The sequence below is a fragment of the Phyllobacterium sp. RCAM01083 genome, assembly GCF_055685835.1.
This window is the reverse complement of record NZ_JBVFZN010000005.1, coordinates 373,090-390,750: the sequence shown is the minus strand read 5'-3', so window position 1 is coordinate 390,750 and position 17,661 is coordinate 373,090. Positions and strand designations below refer to the sequence as shown.

Genomic DNA, 17,661 nt, shown 5'->3' with positions numbered 1-17,661 from the left:
AGAGATGATCCAGAACAATCCCATCGGCCGTCTCGTCGCCCACATCATCCTGATTGTCGGCATCCTGATCGTGGCGTTCCCGATCTACTACGCTTTCATCGCGTCAACCCAGTCGCTGCAGGATATCATGCGGCCGCCGCTGTCCCTGCTGCCCGGCGGGCATTTCTGGGAAAACTACACGACGGCGCTTTTCGGCGGTATCGGCCGCATCGGCGGCGTGAGTGTCGGCCGCCTGCTCATCAACAGCACGATCATGGCGCTGGCGATTGCCGTCGGCAAAATCATCATTTCGATCCTGTCGGCCTATGCCATCGTCTTCTTCCGCTTTCCCGGCCGCATGGTCTTCTTCTGGCTGATCTTCATCACCCTGATGCTGCCGGTCGAAGTCCGCATCCTGCCGACCTACAAGGTCATGGTCGATCTCGGCCTCATCGATACCTATACGGGCCTGACGGTTCCCCTCATGGCATCGGCAACGGCAACCCTCCTGTTCCGGCAGTTCTTCATGACCATACCGGGCGAGCTGGTGGAAGCGGCGCGCGTCGACGGTGCAGGCCCATGGCGCTTCTTCAAGGACATCCTGCTGCCCCTGTCCAAAACCAACATCGCAGCGCTGTTCGTCATCCTCTTTATCTACGGCTGGACCCAGTATCTCTGGCCGCTGCTGATGACGAACCGTAATGACATGACGACCATCGTCATCGGTCTGCGCAAAATGATTTCCTTCGCCGATGCCGACACCGAATGGCATCTCGTGATGGTGACCTGCATTCTGGCCATCCTCCCCCCGATCCTCGTCGTTGTGCTGATGCAACGCTGGTTCGTGCGCGGTCTGGTCGAAACGGAGAAATGATCCCATATGGCAAGTGTTGAACTCACCAATGTCCGCAAGGTCTATGCCGGCGGCGTCGAGGCGGTCAAAGGCGTCGACATAGACATCAAGGACGGCGCCTTGTGCGTGCTTGTCGGCCCGTCGGGCTGCGGAAAATCGACCCTCCTGCGCATGATCGCGGGGCTGGAATCCATTACCGACGGCACGGTCAAGATCGACGACAAGGTTGTCAACGATCTCGGCCCCGCCGAACGCGACATCGCCATGGTCTTCCAGAACTATGCGCTCTATCCACATATGAAGGTCTACGACAACATGGCCTACGGCCTGCGCAACCGCGGCATGCCGAAGGACCAGATCGACAAGCGCGTACGTGAAGCAGCGGCAACGCTGGAGCTGGCACATCTGCTCGAACGGCGTCCGCGCGAGCTTTCAGGCGGCCAGCGGCAGCGCGTCGCCATGGGCCGCGCCATCGTGCGCAACCCGAAAGTGTTCCTCTTCGACGAGCCGCTGTCCAACCTTGACGCCAAGCTGCGCGGCCAGATGCGGGTAGAAATCAAGAACCTGCAGCGCCAGCTCGGCGTGACCAGCGTTTATGTCACCCACGACCAGCTGGAGGCCATGACGCTCGCCGATATTCTCGTGGTGATGAATGCCGGTGCGGTTGAACAGATCGGCGCGCCGCTGGATATCTACGAAAAACCCGCCAGCACATTCGTCGCCAGCTTCATCGGCGCACCGCCGATGAACCTCATTCCGGTGACCGCCGGCGAATCCGGCCTGATCCTGAGGGACGGCACGCGGATCGGCGCCGAGGGGCTTGCCGTATCCGACAAGGATGCGGTGATCGGGTTCCGTCCGGAAGATCTGGAGGTTGCCACCGGCACGGAAAACCACATTGGCGGCCTGCTGCTCGACCTTAAGGTGCTCGGTGTCGAGCCGGTCGGCGCGGAAAGCTATGTCTATGGCATCATTGGGGGTGAGCGGGTTGTCGTGCGGGTTGCTGGCCGCTCCGTGTCACAGCCTGACGATCATCTCAGGGTGATCATCCCCAAGGAAAAGCTGCATCTTTTCGGCGGCAACGGCAAGCGCATCTGAAGACATTAAAGCAAACCACTCCCCTCCACCCATCGGCGAAGGGGAGTGAAAGTGTCGATTACCAGGCTGGAACAGCCGCACCCTTGTACTTGTCGAGGATGAACTGCTTGACCGGATCGGAATGGTAGGATTCGATCAGCGTCTTGACCCAGGGCTTGTCCTTGTCGGACTTGCGCACGGCGATCAGGTTGACGTAGGGCGCCTTTTCGCCTTCCTTCAGGATCGGGTCCTTCATCGGATCAAGGCCGGCTTCAAGCGCGTAATTGGTGTTGATGGCAGCGGCATCCACATCGTCGATGGAACGCGGCAGCTGGGCAGCATCCAGTTCGACGAACTTGAAGTTCTTCGTGTTCTCGGTGATATCGGCGAGCGTCACCTTGAGGCCTGAACCTTCCTTCAGCTTGATCACGCCCTTGTCGGCAAGGATCAGCAGCGCGCGGCCGCCATTGGTCGGATCGTTCGGAATGGCAATCGTCGCGCCATCGGCCAGTGCATCGAAGCTCTTCACCTTCTTCGAATAGACGCCCATCGGAAAATTCACTGTGTTGGCGACATCAACGAGATCGAACTTGCGGTCGGCAATCTGGTTGTCGAGATAAGGCTTGTGCTGGAATGAGTTGGCATCAAGCTCGCCGTCGTTCAGCGCCTGGTTTGGCACGACATAGTCGGAAAATTCGAAGATCTCGATGTCGAGGCCCTTCGGCTTGGCGATTTCCTTGACCTTCTCCATGATCTGCGCGTGTTCGCCCGGCGTCACGCCGATCTTGATCGTTTCGGCCAGAGCGCCCGTCGCGCTGAGCATTGCCGCCACCGCAGCGGTGACGAGGATTTTCTTCAACATTGTACTCTCCTGTTTTAACGTAAACGCGTTTTCAGCGGGGGCGGATGCGTTTGTCGAACCGCCGTGCCAGCCGGTCACCGGCGCTCTGCACAAGCTGAACCAGCACGATCAGCACCAGAACCACGATGGCCATCACATCCGGCATGAAGCGCTGATAGCCGTAGCGAATGCCGAGATCGCCGAGCCCGCCGCCGCCGACGGCACCGACCATGGCGGAATAACCGATCAGGCTGACGATGGTGAGTGTCAGGGCCGATGTGATGCCGGGACGCGCTTCGGCCAGCAGAACCTTGAACACGATCTGGGCGGGACTGGCACCCATCGCACGGGCAGCCTCGGTCAGCCCCGGGTCGACCTCGCGGATTGCCGATTCAACCAGCCGCGCAATGAAGGGAATGGTTGCAATGGTCAGCGGTACGATCGCCGCGGTGGTTCCGATGGAGGTCCCGGCAATGATGCGGGTGAAGGGAATGATGGCGACGACCAGAATGATGAAGGGCGTCGAGCGGGCCGCATTGACGACAAGCCCGAGCACCTTGTTGACCGAAGGCGCAGCAAAAAGCTCGCCGCGGCCGCTGGTCGCCAGAAAAACACCGAGCGGAATGCCGAACAACGAGCCGATCAGGCCCGCCACGGCGACCATGTACAGCGTCTGGCCGGTGGACTTCACCAGCAGTGCAAAAATATCAGCGGACATAGCCGACAACCTCCGATGACAGGCCGTGATCGGCAAGAAAGCTTCGGGCTTGGACTATCTTTGCCTCATCGGCGAGCAGGGAAACAACCAGCATGCCGAAGGGGCGCCCGGCAATCTCGTCGACCGCACCGGCCATGATATTGACCTCGATACCGAGATCGCTGCCGAGCCGCGCCAGCATGGGCTCCGTCGCATTCTCGCCCTTGAAGATGATGCGCAGGATCGTCCGCAAGCCCGGCTCCGGCTTCTCGACCATCTGCCGCGTCAAAAACTCCGGCAGATGCAGCCCTGCCAATCCACCCAGCAGCGACCGGGTCGTCGCATGGGTATGACCGGTGAACACATCGAAAGTCGGGCCCTGTTCGACGATGCGTCCGCCATCGATAACCGCCACGTGATCGGCAATGGTCTTGATCACTTCCATCTCGTGGGTGATCAGCAGCACCGTGAGGCCAAGCTCCTTGTTGATGGTCTTGAGCAGGGCAAGAATCGACCGGGTTGTTTCAGGATCAAGTGCCGATGTCGCTTCGTCCGAGAGGAGCAGTTTTGGTTCCGTTGCCAGAGCCCGCGCGATGCCGATGCGCTGCTTCTGCCCGCCGGACAGTTCGGAGGGATAGCGATTGCGCTTGTCCGACAGCCCCACCAGATCGAGCAGTGGTGTCACCCGCTTTTCGATGGTCTGTCTGTCGACACCGGCGATTTCGAGCGGCAGGGCGATATTGTCGAAAGCCGTGCGCGACGAAAGCAGATTGAAATGCTGGAAGATCATGCCGATGGAGCGGCGCAGGTCGCGCAGCCTCTTTTCATCAAGCTCGGCAATATTCACCCCGTCGACAACGACGCGGCCGCTTGTCGGCTTTTCCAGCCCGTTGACCAGGCGGATCAGGGTGGACTTGCCCGCGCCGGAACGGCCGATAATGCCGGTGACGGAGCCGCGCGGGACAATCAGATCGACACCGTCGAGCGCCGTCACTTCCGCACTGGTACGTCCTGCCGCAAAGCGCTTGGAAACGTCTTCAAACGCCACCATCGGATCAGCCGCCGCGGTCAATCCATCACCCGCAGCCGTTCCCGCCGCTTCTCCCGTCTTCCGTGTTACAACCGTCATCATCATTTGCGCTGCCTGTGCAGCCGCCCTGTTGTCTGTTTGCGACCGTCTATACCGATCCGGTCGACTTTTCGATAGGGCTTACGGGCAAGCATGAACATTTTCGATGCTGGAAATCGTGGGTTCATCGGCCGGCGGCCGGAACTATGCGTCAAGATCACGCCAGGCGCACTCGACTATAGTTGAAAATTCCCATTCGAAACAACCGCTTACCTCAAATGATTCAACTCTGCATTTCTAGCGATGCTTTGTGAAAACGGGCAATGGATTGAACAGGCGTTTTACACGCGATCCATTTGAGAGCGAAGCAGACACACCGCGCCAGCCGGTGCATCGGGAAGACGGGCCTCCCGACCACGGCAATGGCCTTGCTCTCGAAACTGGAGGTGATCTATGCGGAATTTGCCGTTTAGTATCACACTAGTCGTGAAAAGAACCCGGACCGGCTGGCAGCTGATAGTCCGGATTCAATTCTCGAACTAGACCATGAGAGGCGGGTGAAAGCCCGCCTCTCACTCCAGAACTTACAACATTTGATCGATGTTTCCAACCAACCAGAGGTTTCAAGCGGCGAGTGCAAGTTTCGATGCGTTCAGGCTACGCTCCAGATCATCGGGAAACTCTGCTTTCATAAGTCAATGGCCAGAACCATTCTTCGGGAAGAACGCGAGGATCATTCAACAATAGTTCCAAATACCCATCAAAAACAACCGCTTACCTCAAATGATTCAACTGTGAATTTCTAGCGATGCTGCGTGAAAACGGGCAATGGATTGAACAGGCGTTTTACACGCGATCCATTTGAGGGCGAAGCAGATACACCGAGCCAGCCGGTGCATCGGGAAGACGGGCCTCCCGACCACAGCAATGGCCTTGCTCTCAAAACTGGAGGTGATCTATGCGGAAATTACCGTTTAGCGTCACGCTAGAGGTGAAAAGAACCCGGACCGGCTGGATGCTGATAGTCCGGGTTCGATTTACACTCTAGAAGCGAGGGGTGGGTGAAAGCCCATCCCTCACTCCAGAACATTACAATATCCTGTCCGTAATTCCAACCAACCAGAGGTTTCAGGCAGCGAGTGCAAGTTTCGATGCGTTCAGGCCGCGTTCCAAATCGCCAAGAATATCATCGATATGTTCGATGCCGACCGAGAGCCGGATATACCCTTCCGAAACGCCGCTCGCCCGCTGTTCTTCCGGCGAGAGCTGGGAATGCGTGGTCGTTGCCGGATGGATGGCGAGGCTGCGGACATCGCCGATGTTGGCCACGTGATAGAAGAGTTCGAGCGCTTCGATAAATTTGCGCCCTGCCTGCAGGCCACCCTTGAGCTCGAAGCCGACCAGCCCTCCGAAACTGCCAGAGAGATATTTCTCCGCCCGCTCGCGATCGAGACCGCTCTGCTGCGATGGATGGATGACCTTGGCGATCTCCGGCCGCTTGGCCAGGAACTCGGCAACCTTCTGCGCATTCTCGACGTGGCGCTCGAGACGCAGCGACAGCGTCTCGATGCCTTGGATGGTCTGGAACGCATTGAAGGGGGATAGCGCCGCGCCAAGATCGCGCAAAAGCGTGACCCGCGCCTTGATGATATAGGCGACGGGTCCGATGGGTTTGACCGCCTCCGTCCAGACTGCGCCGTGATAGCTTGGATCGGGTGTGTTCAGCGCTGGCTGCCGCTCCGGGAATTTCTCCCAGTCGAACTGGCCGCCATCGACAATGATGCCGCCAATGGAAGTGCCGTGCCCGCCAAGATATTTGGTGGTGGAGTAGACGACAATGGCGGCGCCGTGCTGCAGGGGCCGCGCGATCAACGGCGCTGCCGTATTGTCGACGATCAGCGGAATGCCATATTCGCGCCCGATGGCGGCGACTTCGGCAATCGGAAATACGGTGAGTTTCGGATTGGGCAGTGTTTCCGCGTAATAAGCACGGGTCCGCTCATCCGTAGCCCGACGAAACGCTTCGGGGTCCCGGGGATCGACAAAGCGCACCTCGATACCCTGATCCTTCTGCGTATTGGCAAACAGGTTCCATGTGCCGCCATAGAGATCGGTGGAACTGACGATATTGTCACCGGCCCGCGCAAGGTTCTGGATGGCAAGGGCTGACGCCGCCTGCCCCGAAGAAACCGCGAGCGCAGCAATACCGCCGTCGAGCGCGGCAACACGCTTCTCCAGGACATCGGTGGTCGGGTTGCCGATACGCGTATAGATATTGCCGAGTTCCTTCAACGCGAAGAGATTGGCCGCGTGCTCCGTGTCACGGAACTGGTACGAGGTCGTCTGGTAGATCGGCACGGCCACGGCGCCGGTTGCGGGATCAGCCCGCCAGCCGGCATGCAGGGCGATGGTCTCGGGGTGCAAATGGACTGCCATGGTTTTCGTCCTCGTGTTGGTGCGGAATGATCACCCGAAACACTAGGAGAAGTTGCAATGGGGGAACACGCAGGCCGTTGCTTATTTCGGCGCGTTCGGGAAATCCCATACTAAAAGCGGGGCGCAACGCCCCACTTTATGCCAATCGCGCATCCGTGAAACCGGGTATGGAGAATTCCATTCCCGGCTCCATGTTATCTACCCATAGGGCTCAAGCGGCCCGATAACGTTCCAGCCAATGGGCGTAGGGTGAAGGCAGAACCCAGGCCGCCTTCTCGACGCCCAGCTCCTTGGCGGCGCGGAACGGCCAGTGCGGATCAGTTAGCAGCGGACGCGCCAGCATGACAAGATCGACCTTTTCATCACGGACAAGACCGTCGGCTTCCTGCGGCGTGCTGATGTACCAGGATGTCGAGGCTGGCAGGCCGGTTTCGCGGCGGACACGCTCCGCAACGGACCCCAGGAATGCCGGGCCCCACGGAATATTGGTCTTGCCCAGCGAGAAGCCCATGCTGACATCGATGAAGTCGAGGCCATTGGCCTTCAACTGTTTGACAAGTTCTATGGCTTCGCTGAGGGTTTTTTCGTCCTGCCCGTCATACTCGATGACACCGAGACGCGCAGTGAGCGGCAGGTTTTCCGGCCAGACGGCCCGCACGGCCTGCACCGTTTCGATGAGGAAGCGGCTGCGGTTCTCAAAACTGCCGCCATAGTCGTCGGTGCGCGTGTTGGAATGCTCGGACAGAAAACTCTGCGCGAGATAGCCATGGGCAAAATGCAGTTCGAGCCATTCGAAGCCGACGGAAAGTGCCCGCTTGGCGCTGTCGACGAATGCCTGCTTCACCCGCTCGATATCGGCCTTGGTCATTGCGCGTGGAACCTTCGACAGCCCGCCGCCATAGGCAATGGCTGAAGGGGCAATCGTTTCCCAGCCGCGCGGATCATCGTCCGCAATATGGTCATCCCCTTCCCACGGCCGGTTCGCGCTAGCCTTGCGCCCCGCATGGCCAATCTGGATGCCGGGAACGGCGCCCGCATCCTTGATGGTCTGAACCGCCGGTGCGAATGCCTTCGCCTGTTTATCATTCCACAACCCCGCGCAACCCGGCGTGATCCGGCCTTCCGGCGACACGGCGGTTGCCTCGACAATCACCAGTCCGGAACCGCCACGCGCCAATCCGCCGAGATGAACGTGATGCCAGTCATTGATCACGCCGTCATTTGCCGAATACTGGCACATGGGGGAAACGGCGATTCGGTTGCGCAATGTCACATCCTTCAAGGTGAAGGGGTCGAAAAGAGAGGCCATATGTTTACTCCAAGGTGGGATGCTGCAGACATTCGGGTCCGCTGATATTTCCATAGTTCGATATTATTCGAACAATAGCAATACACAAAATTTTGTGCTAGGACATGTGCATGAGAGAATATCGCCATCCCCAGATCACCGAAGTGCAGCTCGAATCCGTGCTTTACGCGCTGAGCGACCCCATTCGCCTGTCGATTGTCCGGCAATTGGCCCGCGAAGGTGAGGCAACCTGCGCTGCGCTTGAGAACGGACGCCCGAAATCCAGTGTGTCACATCATTTCCGCGTGCTGCGGGAAGCGGGGATCATCAAGACCCGCAACGACGGCACCTCGCGGATCAACGAATTGCGCGACAATGAACTGGCCGAGATTTTTCCGGGCCTGCTGCCGGCAATTCTCGCAGTCCGGGGCTAGGGTCCGGCCCCCTAGAACAACGCGGCAAGGCGGACCGCTTGAATGATCCGCCGCGCAGGCGGTGAACGCGCCCGCCTTATACATGGACGCGACTTTGATTTTTACATGAATTTAATACTACAAGACATCGATATTCTCTTTTATATTTGAATATTCATATTCAATTCGCATTTCCAGCGGAGAAATTATAAAACTTCTTGCAAATAACCTCATATTACTCAGGCATAAACCATACAACCATAAAGACATTGGTAACTATTATAAAAAATGGTAAGCAAATTAACCAATGCCGAACGTAATAAAAATAGCATAGGGAAATATGAACTCGCCTTTCTGAGGTCCGTGAGTGCAACTGTCGAATTTCCATACGCCTGACGCTATCCGTTCCATGTTCGGCATGCGGGGAACGATAAATCCTGCCGTCAAGCGGCGGGTCTATGCTGAACAGATGGATGTGGCGCTGCGACTGGCGCCCTTTACCGTCATCGTGGCCATGAGCGTCGTGTTCGTGGTGGCGTTTGTCTTCTGGGATCAGGGACATAGCCTGTATCTGGGCAGTCTGGCGACCATCGTCACCGTCATGACCGCCGCATCGCTGTTTGCCTGCTGGCAATGGTACAAGGTGCCAAAGGTCAAGGAGCTTGGCTTCGCCGGCATCAAATACCTGATCATCATATCCGCATGTTACGGCCTGTGCCTGGCCAGCATTCCGCTCATGCTTTTTCTGGAAGCCGACGCCTACCACAGGCTGCTGATCGCCTGCACGGCGGCCGGCCTCATGGCGACCGGCATCGGCGTGGCCGTGGTTCCGCTGGCAGCCATTGCCTTTTCAGGCGCGATCATCACCGGCTCGTTCTTTGCCCTCGCCTCAACCGGCGAGGATTTCTTTCTTTTCATTGCGATCTTGCTGGCCATCTATGCGCTGTTCATCCTGTTCACCATCGTGCACATGAGCAACCTGATCGTCATGCGCACGCTCGACCAGATCAAGGTCGAGCAGCAGAAGGAGGTTATCAGCCTGCTTCTCTATGATTTCGAAGAAAATGCCAGCGACTGGATCTGGGAAACCGATGCCGACCTGAAGCTCCAGCACACCTCGCCGCGCCTGGCACAGATCGCCGAGAAAACCACCAAGCAATTGCAGGGAATGCCTTTCGCGCAACTGTTCAAGGTCGACCAGTCACATGCCGAAGAGGCGGTGAAAGTGGGGTCGATCTGGCAGGCCATTGAAAACCGCACGACCTTCCGCAACCATATATTGCCGATCAATATAAAGGGCGAAACCCGCTGGTGGTCACTGACCGGCAAGGCCATATTTGACAATGCCGGGCAGTTCTGCGGTTATCGCGGGGTTGGTTCCGACGTGACAGCGGCAAAGCAGTCGGAAGACAAGCTGTCCTATCTCGCCCGCTACGACGTGCTCACCGATCTGCCGAACAGAACCCTGTTCACCGATCAGCTCGCCGAAGCAACCAAGGAACTGGAAACCGGCCTTGCCGGCTTTGCCGTGTTCTGCATCGACCTCGACGAATTCAAGACCGTCAATGACAGCTTCGGCCACGGCATCGGCGACCAGTTGCTGAAGCAGGTCGCCGAGCGTTTGCGCGGCACATCCCCTGCCCGCTACATCGTGGCGCGTCTCTCCGGCGACGAATTTGCCATCTTGGCCCCTGGCGCCGGCCAGCCCGAAGCGACGGCACTGGCGGAAGATCTCGTGCGGCGCATCTCACAGCCATTCTGGATCGATGGCATCCAGATCAATATCCATATCAGCATCGGCATCGCGCTTGCCCCCATGGATAGCGTCAGCGACATCATGCGCTGCGCCGACCTTGCGCTGTACCGCACCAAGAACGAGGGCCGGAACAGCTATCGCTTCTACGAAGTCGAAATGGATGCGCGGATCGAGGCCAAGCGCGCTCTGGCGATGGATTTGCGCGGCGCTTTGGCGCGGCAGGAGTTCATCCTGCATTTCCAGCCGATCGTGTCGGCCATCACGCTCAAGACCGTCGGGTTTGAAACCCTCCTGCGCTGGAAGCATCCGGTGCACGGGTATATTTCTCCGGCCATCTTCATTCCGATTGCGGAAGAGACCGGCAATATCATCCCCCTCGGCGAATGGATCATCCAGGAGGCTTGCAAAACGGCGGTGTCCTGGCCCGACGACATCCATGTGGCGATCAATATTTCCGCGATCCAGTTCCGTCATTCGGATCTCGCCTCCATCGTTCGCGATGCGCTGACGACCAACAAGCTGAAGCCCAACCGCCTGGAACTCGAAATCACCGAATCGGTGTTCCTCGAAGCCAATGTCGCGGCGATTTCCCTGCTGCGGCAGTTCCGGGCAATGGGTGTAAGCATTGCGCTTGACGATTTCGGCACCGGCTATTCCAGCCTGAGCTATCTGCGCAAGATGCCGTTCGACAAGATCAAGATCGATCAGTCCTTTGTGCGCGACCTCCCGCACAACAGGGGAAGCCTTGCCATTATCCGTGCGGTGATGGGCCTCGGCGCGAGCATGGGCATGAAGATCACCGCGGAAGGCGTTGAAACCCGTGAACAGCTGGCCTGCCTGCAAAAGGAAGGCTGTGACCAGGTGCAGGGCTTCCTGTTCAGCCCGGCGGAACCGTTTGACAAGACAGCCGACCTCATGTCCTTCGACCGCGACCGCTACGAAGTCGCCAGCTGAGGCGCGTTCTCAAACCCGACGAAGAGAGGAAGCAGCCCGGCGGCTCACGCCTGCCGCTTCGTCTTGTCCTGAACAGTTGGACGATAGCTGGGTGACAGCCGCGAATCCTTTGGCCAGTAGGCCAGGAAGCCCTTGATGACTTCGCCGGGAATATCGAGCGGATTGTACTGATCCCTGTCCACGAACATCAGGGACTGTTCGCCATGGCCGAGCAGGCCCTGCGCCGCGCTGTGGATTTCGTGCTGCAGCGTGACGAATTTGCGGTTGTGCCGGGCGATCTTGATACGAACGCTGATCTGCTCGAACTCTTTCGATTCCCGCCGGTAATCATGGGTGAAGGAACGCGTGAGGATATAGAACCGCGTCGTCGCCAGATCGAAATCCGGCATGCAGACATTGAAGAACAATTCGCGCGCCTTGCCGACCCAGCGCACATAATTGGCGAAGTAGACGTTCCCGACCGAATTGGTGTCGTCATAGGTCGGGGTGAGATGCATGACGAACCACTCGCCATCGAAACCATGCGATTGCGATATTTCCTCGCCGCCCGACGTGTTTGTCAGCGGGGCAGTGCTCATCATCCGAATGGGCTGGTCGACGATTTCAACCGGGATCGCCTTCGAGCGGGGTCCCACCAGTTCGATGATGACCGGCAAAGCGCCGATCAAGCCGATGAACGGCGACAGGAACAGGAAGCCGGGTACCGGCTGGATATAGCCGAGAACGAAGATCAGCGACGATCCGCAGCCGATCAGGAAGCTCAGCACCGGATCGAATTTCGGCTTCGCGCCCAATGCCTCGCAAACCAGATTGGCGGACGCGCTGACGAACAGCGTGGCGAAGGGCATCATGAAATACATGAGCGAAAAGTTTGCCGGCACCGCGGCATAGGCAACCCAGGTCGCGCCGATCAGCAGCCACAGCGGCGACGAGGCAATACCATCGGGAATAAGCGCCAGCAGCGGACTGTTGCTGCGCATGTTCTTGCCGCGCAGATACCAGTTCGTCGCGCAATAAAAACTGTCGACCGTCGATGTGAGCGCCGCAATCGTCCAGATCGCAAAGGCAATCGCCAGGTAGGGCGCACCATTTTCCGCCGCCAGGACAACCGCTGCGGAAACCGACCCTTGCGCGCTCGGCAGGCCGTCAATGGAAATGATGCTGCCGATGGGGCCGACCGTCGACGCGATGGAAGCATTGAGCAGGAGAAAACCGAAGAACAGCAAGGCACCGGCGCCATAGGCGATCCCGACCGACCCGCCCTCGCGCTTGATATAGACCGCCCGCTGCCAATGCTGGATATCGAGCCACGGGCCGAGCAGGAAGCCGATCACCGTCGGCATGACAAGGCCGTAAAACCGTGCATCGAACTGCTGGAGCGGGACACCGGGATAATCCGACGTCTGCCGCAGGCCGGAAAGCAGCACGAGCCCTGCGGCAACGCCGATCACCGTATAGAGGATATGCAGCTTCTTGATCTGCTCCAGTGAAAGCGCATGGCCGATGGCACAGGAAGCCAGAAGCAGGAAAGCAACGCCTATTGTTGCGCCCTCGCCCACAATCGGCTGCCACAAATAGGCAACGAAGCCGAAAACAGTCACCACGAGCGCCGCCATCTGGAACAGCAGAAAGACGCCGACATAGCGGTTTTCGATGTCCTTCATGATCTGGTCCGGCGTCCGCTTGCTGCGGCCGAGAATGAAGCCGAACAACCAGAGACCGCCAACGTTCGAGATCGCGAAACCGAAGAAACCAAGCCAGCCATAGGTCAGGGTGACGTGGATGGAATAGAAAAAACCCAGACCCCACAGCCAGGATAGGCCAATTGTAGGCGCCCACATAAGATTTCGCACGAACGTCATGTCTATCCAGCTTTACGAGAGTCGGTGATCGACAACACCAACTTTAATCCACGTTATTCGCTGTAATAAGTCAATGATCTGCTCTTAGCAGTTGCGGAAAGTTTCAAGATTTTTGCTTTCTTTCCCGTTGCGAATGCAAGCAGCCTTTATCGGGATTTTTACCCAGAGAAGCACGCGAAATACTGCGGGAACGAGGTCGTACACTCATAAAATCTGGTTGAGATGGTATCAAGCCCGCCAGCGCAGATGCGCCGGCGGTACACGGGCGGGATCAGAGGCCCGCGATCTTTCTCAGGTCGTCCACTGCGCCCGTACCGGCGGCAAGAACCGGTGCGCCCCGGGTCAACGCCTCGCCCTTTGCCGGGAATGGATGGTGCCAGCCGCCCGCTTCCTTGACGAGGCAGTAACCGGCCATGCAGTCCCACGCATGCATGTAGGGCTCGTAATAGCCGACAAGACGGCCAGCCGCGACATAGGCCAGCATGAGCGCGCCCGATCCGTTGCGGATGAAATTGCCGCCGGCTTCCAGCAGCTTTTCCACCAGTGATGCGACCACTGCCGGGGTAACGTGGTGATTGGCGCCGATACCCGTCACCGCATTGCGAATGGTCTTGCTCGGATCGATGGAGAGCGCCTTGCCGTTCAGGGTCGCGCCCATGCCGAGCGCCGACGCATAGAGCTCCTCATTGCACGGGACATAGATGACCCCGACGACGATCTCTTCGCCGCGCAGTGCCGCAATGGAAATGCACCAGGTCGGCATGCCATTGACGAACGGGCTGGTGCCGTCGATCGGATCGATCACCCAGGTGAACTCGGAGGTTCCCGCGCTGACGCCATATTCTTCGCCAAGCACCGCATCGCCGGGAAAGGCCGCCGCGATGCGGGCGCGGATCAGTTCTTCCACTTCCCGGTCGGCAATCGAGACTACATCCTGCGGATCGGCCTTGGTCTCGATGACCAGCCGCTCGCGCGCATTGAAATGCGCCAGCGCCACGGCGCCGGCTTCGACAGCCATTTTCTGGGCAAGAGCGAAACGGCCCTGCAACTCGGCTTCGGCATGCGATGTCATGATAGTCCTTTGAAAATGCAGTTTCAGTTGTTGATGATGGCGATGCCGCGATGGTGGAAGCCGATGCTGACACTGGTTGCGGGAGGAAGATTGCGGTCTACGGCCGGATCGACCACGAAGAGCGTTCCGGACGCGGTTTCCACTTCATATTCGACGTGATCGCCGAGATAGGCGGCGTGCCGGATGCTTCCGGCGAAGGCACCGTTCCCACCCGCTTCCAGCGTGATCGCATTGGGACGCACGGCGAGCTTCGCCGGTCCCGGCCGGGCGTTGCGGCCCGGCACGGCGTGTTCCAGCGTGCCGACACGGATGATGGCGTTGCCGCCGTCGCTGCGCAGCACTTCACACGGCACCACATTGGCCTCGCCGATGAAATCCGCAATGAAGGATGAAGCCGGTGCTTCGTAAAGCTCGCGCGGCGAACCCTGCTGGGCGATGACCCCGTCCTGCATGACGATGATCTGGTCGGATACCGCAAGCGCCTCTTCCTGATCATGCGTGACATAGACCGCCGTGAATCCCAGCCGCTGCTGCAGCTCGCGGATTTCGGTGCGCACGCGGCGGCGCAACCGCGCATCGAGATTGGACAGGGGTTCGTCCAGCAGCAGCACCTGTGGCTCCAGAACAAGCGCCCGCGCGACAGCAACACGCTGCTGCTGGCCGCCGGACAATTCCGCCGGAAGGCGCTGGCCGTAGCCGGAAAGGCCAACCTGCTTGAGCCCTTCTTCCGCCTTTTCCCGCGCGTCGGATTTCTTCATGCCCGAGGATTCAAGGCCATAGGCGACATTTTCCGCCACCGACATATGCGGAAACAGCGCATAGGACTGGAACACCATCGAGACGTCGCGCTCATTGGCGGGCAGCATGGTGACATCCTTGCCGCCGATCAGGATACGGCCGGCGGACGGGTGCTCAAGCCCCGCCAGCATGCGCAGGGTCGTGGTCTTGCCGCAACCGGACGGGCCGAGCAGCGTGACCAGCGTGCCGGGCTCGATCGTCAGCGAGAGATCGTGAATGGCCGTGAAATTGCCGAACTGCTTTTTGACATTGGAGAAAACGACGGAGCCGGTGCGATGGGTGGTCATGATGCGGCCTTTTCTTGTGGAGCGGCGGAGGGAACGAAAGCTGTCGCAACGCGGTTTTCGCGGCGCAGTTTTCGTTCGCCCACCAGAAGCTGGAAACAGGTGATGATGACGATCATGACGACGATCAGCATCGAGGAGTAGGCCACCGCCACGCCGTACTCGCCGTTTTCGACGAGCCCGACAATATAGGAAGTCGCCATATTATATTCGGCACTTACAAGGAATATGACAGCGCTGATCGAGGTGATGGCGCGCACGAAGGAATAGACCAGCGCGGCCACGATGGCCGGGCGCAGCAGCGGCAGGATTACCTTGCGGATGGTGCGGAAACTCGTCGCCCGCAGCGTCAGCGAGGCTTCGTCGAGACTCTTGTCGAGCTGGCTCATCGCCGCCACCCCGCCGCGCACGCCAACCGGCATGTTGCGGAAGACGAAACAGGCGATCAGGATCAGCGCCGTCCCGGTCATCTCCAGCGGCGGCAGGTTGAAGGCCATGATGTAGCTGATGCCGATGACCGTGCCGGGAATGGCAAAACTCATCATCAGGGCAAACTCGAAGACATTGCGGCCGACAAAGCGCTGGCGCACGATGAGATAAGCCGTGAGCAGGCCGACGGCTGCGGTCAGCGGCGCTGAAATCAGCGCGATCTTGATTGTCGTCCAGAACGAGTTCCAGGCAACGCCGGTCCAGGCAATGGCGCCATTGCTGAAGCTGAAGGAGAATGCCCGCTGGTAATGTTCCAGCGTTAGGGTGTTGTCGAGACCCCAGGTGCGCACGAAGCCGCCGAACAGGATCATGCCGTAGATGACGAGCGTGAACAGGATCCACGGAATGACAATGGCGTGGACACCGATCGACAGGGAGCGCGGCAGGGCGATATGCGCGCCGGAATCGCCCTTGCCGGTGACTGTGGCAAAGCTTTTGCCTGCCAGCCAGACGCGCTGGGCGAGAAACGCCGAGAGCGTGAAGAACAACAGGATAATCGCAAGCACCGCTGCCCGCGACGGATCGTTCTGCGAACCGACGACGGCGAAGAAGATTTCCGTCGACAAAACGCCGTGGCTGCCGCCGAGCACCAGCGGGTTGCCGAAATCCGCCATGCTTTCGATGAAGCCGATGAGAAACGCATTGGCGAGACCGGGTTTCATCAGAGGCAGGGAAACCCGCCAGAAGGTGCGCCAGCGGTCGGCGCGCAAAGTCTGCGATGCCTCTTCCATCGACGGGCTGACGCCCTCGACTACGCCGATCAGGACGAGGAACGAGATTGGCGTGAATGACAGGACCTGCGCGATCCATATGCCGGTCAGGCCGTAGAGCCAGCGGCCGGGCTCAATGCCGAAAAGCTCGGACAATTGCTGCGTCACCACGCCGGCGCGGCCGAACAAAAGGATCAGCGCCAGACCGATGACGAAGGGCGGCGTGATGATCGGCAGGATCGTCAGAAGGCGCAGGCCCTTCTTGAACGGGAACCGGGTGCGGGTGGCGACCAGCGCAAAGCACAGGCCAAGGAGGGTGGAACCCGACGCGGCGAGAATGGCGAGGAACAGCGTGCGCCAGGCAATGCCGCAGCGGGTGCCGCCGACCACGCAATCGAGACTCCAGATCGACGGGTCCTGGATATTGCGCACGAACCCGGAAGGGTCGAACGAACCGTCAACGCCCTGGACCGAGCCGATGAGCATGCTGCCGACGGGATAGAACACGAAGATGGCAACGAGGAAGATGAGGAGCGCAATCGACGCGACGACAAAGGCGTCGCCGCGCAGCACGCCGCGTTCGGCCAGCCCGAAGGAAAACATCAGGACGAAGGACAGCGCAACCAGACCGGCGCCCGCCCCCATGGACGGCTGCCCGTCGGCGAGCGGCCCGAACAGCATTTCGCTGATCGCCCAGCTCCAGCCGGTGAAACCGATGGCAAGCCCCTGCAGAACCAGAAAGACAATGCCGGCAGCCCCTGCCCCGATGAGCAGATTGGCCCGCAGCGGCGATACCTTGAACGCCCGTGCAGCCAGTCCCAGCGCGAACAACAGCGCGATGATGGCCAGCGACCAGCGGCCATGGCTGGCGATCTGCACAAGGCCGGGCGCTTCCGCCGCACCGGACGGGAACTTGCCCAGCCAGCCAAGGCCGTAGAATCCGCTTTCGATCCTGTACCACGGCACAAGGGCAAACCCGGCAAGGCCTATACCGAGAGCAATGTTCAATCTCCGGTCGCTACGTTCCATTGTGCTACCCAATACTGTCTTCAATGATGGAAATGGCTGGCGTGCCCGCATGGA

Annotated in this window: 13 protein-coding genes; 4 read left to right on the top strand and 9 right to left on the bottom strand. The window is 59.3% G+C overall.

Translation table 11 applies throughout. The features are described from left to right. The first annotated feature begins 4 nt into the window (after window positions 1-4). Together ugpE and ACZ25R_RS08575 are read left to right on the top strand one after the other, a co-directional pair. On the top strand, window positions 5-853 hold the full coding sequence (ugpE, locus tag ACZ25R_RS08580; RefSeq protein WP_346305246.1) for a sn-glycerol-3-phosphate ABC transporter permease UgpE: 849 nt from the start codon (window positions 5-7) through the stop codon (window positions 851-853). A 6-nt stretch (window positions 854-859) separates the two neighbouring features. Beyond that, entirely contained in the window at window positions 860-1,930 is a 1,071-nt protein-coding gene (locus ACZ25R_RS08575) for a sn-glycerol-3-phosphate import ATP-binding protein UgpC (protein WP_464661263.1), read from the top strand. A gap of 58 nt (window positions 1,931-1,988) precedes the next feature. On the opposite strand, the gene ACZ25R_RS08570 is transcribed toward ACZ25R_RS08575, so the two are convergent. From ACZ25R_RS08570 to ACZ25R_RS08550, 5 genes are all read right to left on the bottom strand, one after another. Continuing rightward, window positions 1,989-2,771 carry a MetQ/NlpA family ABC transporter substrate-binding protein gene (locus ACZ25R_RS08570; protein ID WP_472460719.1) on the bottom strand — a complete coding sequence of 261 codons (783 nt, stop codon included), beginning with the start codon at window positions 2,769-2,771 and terminating at the stop codon, window positions 1,989-1,991. A gap of 31 nt (window positions 2,772-2,802) precedes the next feature. Beyond that, on the bottom strand, window positions 2,803-3,468 hold the full coding sequence (locus ACZ25R_RS08565) for a methionine ABC transporter permease (RefSeq protein WP_472460718.1): 666 nt from the start codon (window positions 3,466-3,468) through the stop codon (window positions 2,803-2,805). Then, window positions 3,458-4,498 (bottom strand): methionine ABC transporter ATP-binding protein, encoded by a 1,041-nt coding sequence (locus ACZ25R_RS08560; RefSeq protein ID WP_464663320.1) that lies wholly within the window; start codon window positions 4,496-4,498, stop codon window positions 3,458-3,460. Before ACZ25R_RS08560 ends, ACZ25R_RS08565 begins: the two co-directional genes overlap by 11 nt. A 1,146-nt stretch (window positions 4,499-5,644) precedes the next feature. After that, window positions 5,645-6,952 carry an O-acetylhomoserine aminocarboxypropyltransferase/cysteine synthase family protein gene (locus ACZ25R_RS08555; RefSeq protein WP_472460717.1) on the bottom strand — a complete coding sequence of 436 codons (1,308 nt, stop codon included), beginning with the start codon at window positions 6,950-6,952 and terminating at the stop codon, window positions 5,645-5,647. Between the two features lie 211 nt (window positions 6,953-7,163). Further along, a complete protein-coding gene (locus ACZ25R_RS08550; protein WP_472460716.1) occupies window positions 7,164-8,261 on the bottom strand; it encodes an NADH:flavin oxidoreductase/NADH oxidase in 1,098 nt (365 codons plus the stop codon). 110 nt (window positions 8,262-8,371) lie between these two features. Here ACZ25R_RS08550 and ACZ25R_RS08545 point away from each other — a divergent pair, with 110 nt between their 5' ends. Both ACZ25R_RS08545 and ACZ25R_RS08540 read left to right on the top strand, forming a co-directional pair. After that, complete coding sequence (locus ACZ25R_RS08545; protein ID WP_223612679.1) at window positions 8,372-8,674, top strand: ArsR/SmtB family transcription factor; 303 nt, start codon at window positions 8,372-8,374, stop codon at window positions 8,672-8,674. Between the two features lie 346 nt (window positions 8,675-9,020). Then, a complete protein-coding gene (locus ACZ25R_RS08540; RefSeq protein WP_426136929.1) occupies window positions 9,021-11,363 on the top strand; it encodes a putative bifunctional diguanylate cyclase/phosphodiesterase in 2,343 nt (780 codons plus the stop codon). Window positions 11,364-11,407: 44 nt separating this feature from the next. Here the strand turns inward: ACZ25R_RS08540 and ACZ25R_RS08535 are convergent, their stop codons facing one another. The 4 genes from ACZ25R_RS08535 to ACZ25R_RS08520 form a co-directional block, all read right to left on the bottom strand. Next, window positions 11,408-13,204: an acyl-CoA thioesterase gene (locus tag ACZ25R_RS08535; RefSeq protein ID WP_403177145.1), complete on the bottom strand. Its 1,797-nt coding sequence runs from the start codon at window positions 13,202-13,204 to the stop codon at window positions 11,408-11,410. 292 nt (window positions 13,205-13,496) lie between these two features. Then, on the bottom strand, window positions 13,497-14,297 hold the full coding sequence (locus tag ACZ25R_RS08530; RefSeq protein ID WP_289015085.1) for an inositol monophosphatase family protein: 801 nt from the start codon (window positions 14,295-14,297) through the stop codon (window positions 13,497-13,499). Window positions 14,298-14,320: 23 nt separating this feature from the next. Then, window positions 14,321-15,382, bottom strand: coding sequence for an ABC transporter ATP-binding protein (locus ACZ25R_RS08525; RefSeq protein WP_288194058.1), 1,062 nt, complete (start codon window positions 15,380-15,382; stop codon window positions 14,321-14,323). Next, complete coding sequence (locus ACZ25R_RS08520; RefSeq protein ID WP_472460714.1) at window positions 15,379-17,607, bottom strand: ABC transporter permease; 2,229 nt, start codon at window positions 17,605-17,607, stop codon at window positions 15,379-15,381. The genes ACZ25R_RS08525 and ACZ25R_RS08520 overlap by 4 nt, the downstream gene beginning before the upstream one ends. Window positions 17,608-17,661: the final 54 nt, after the last annotated feature.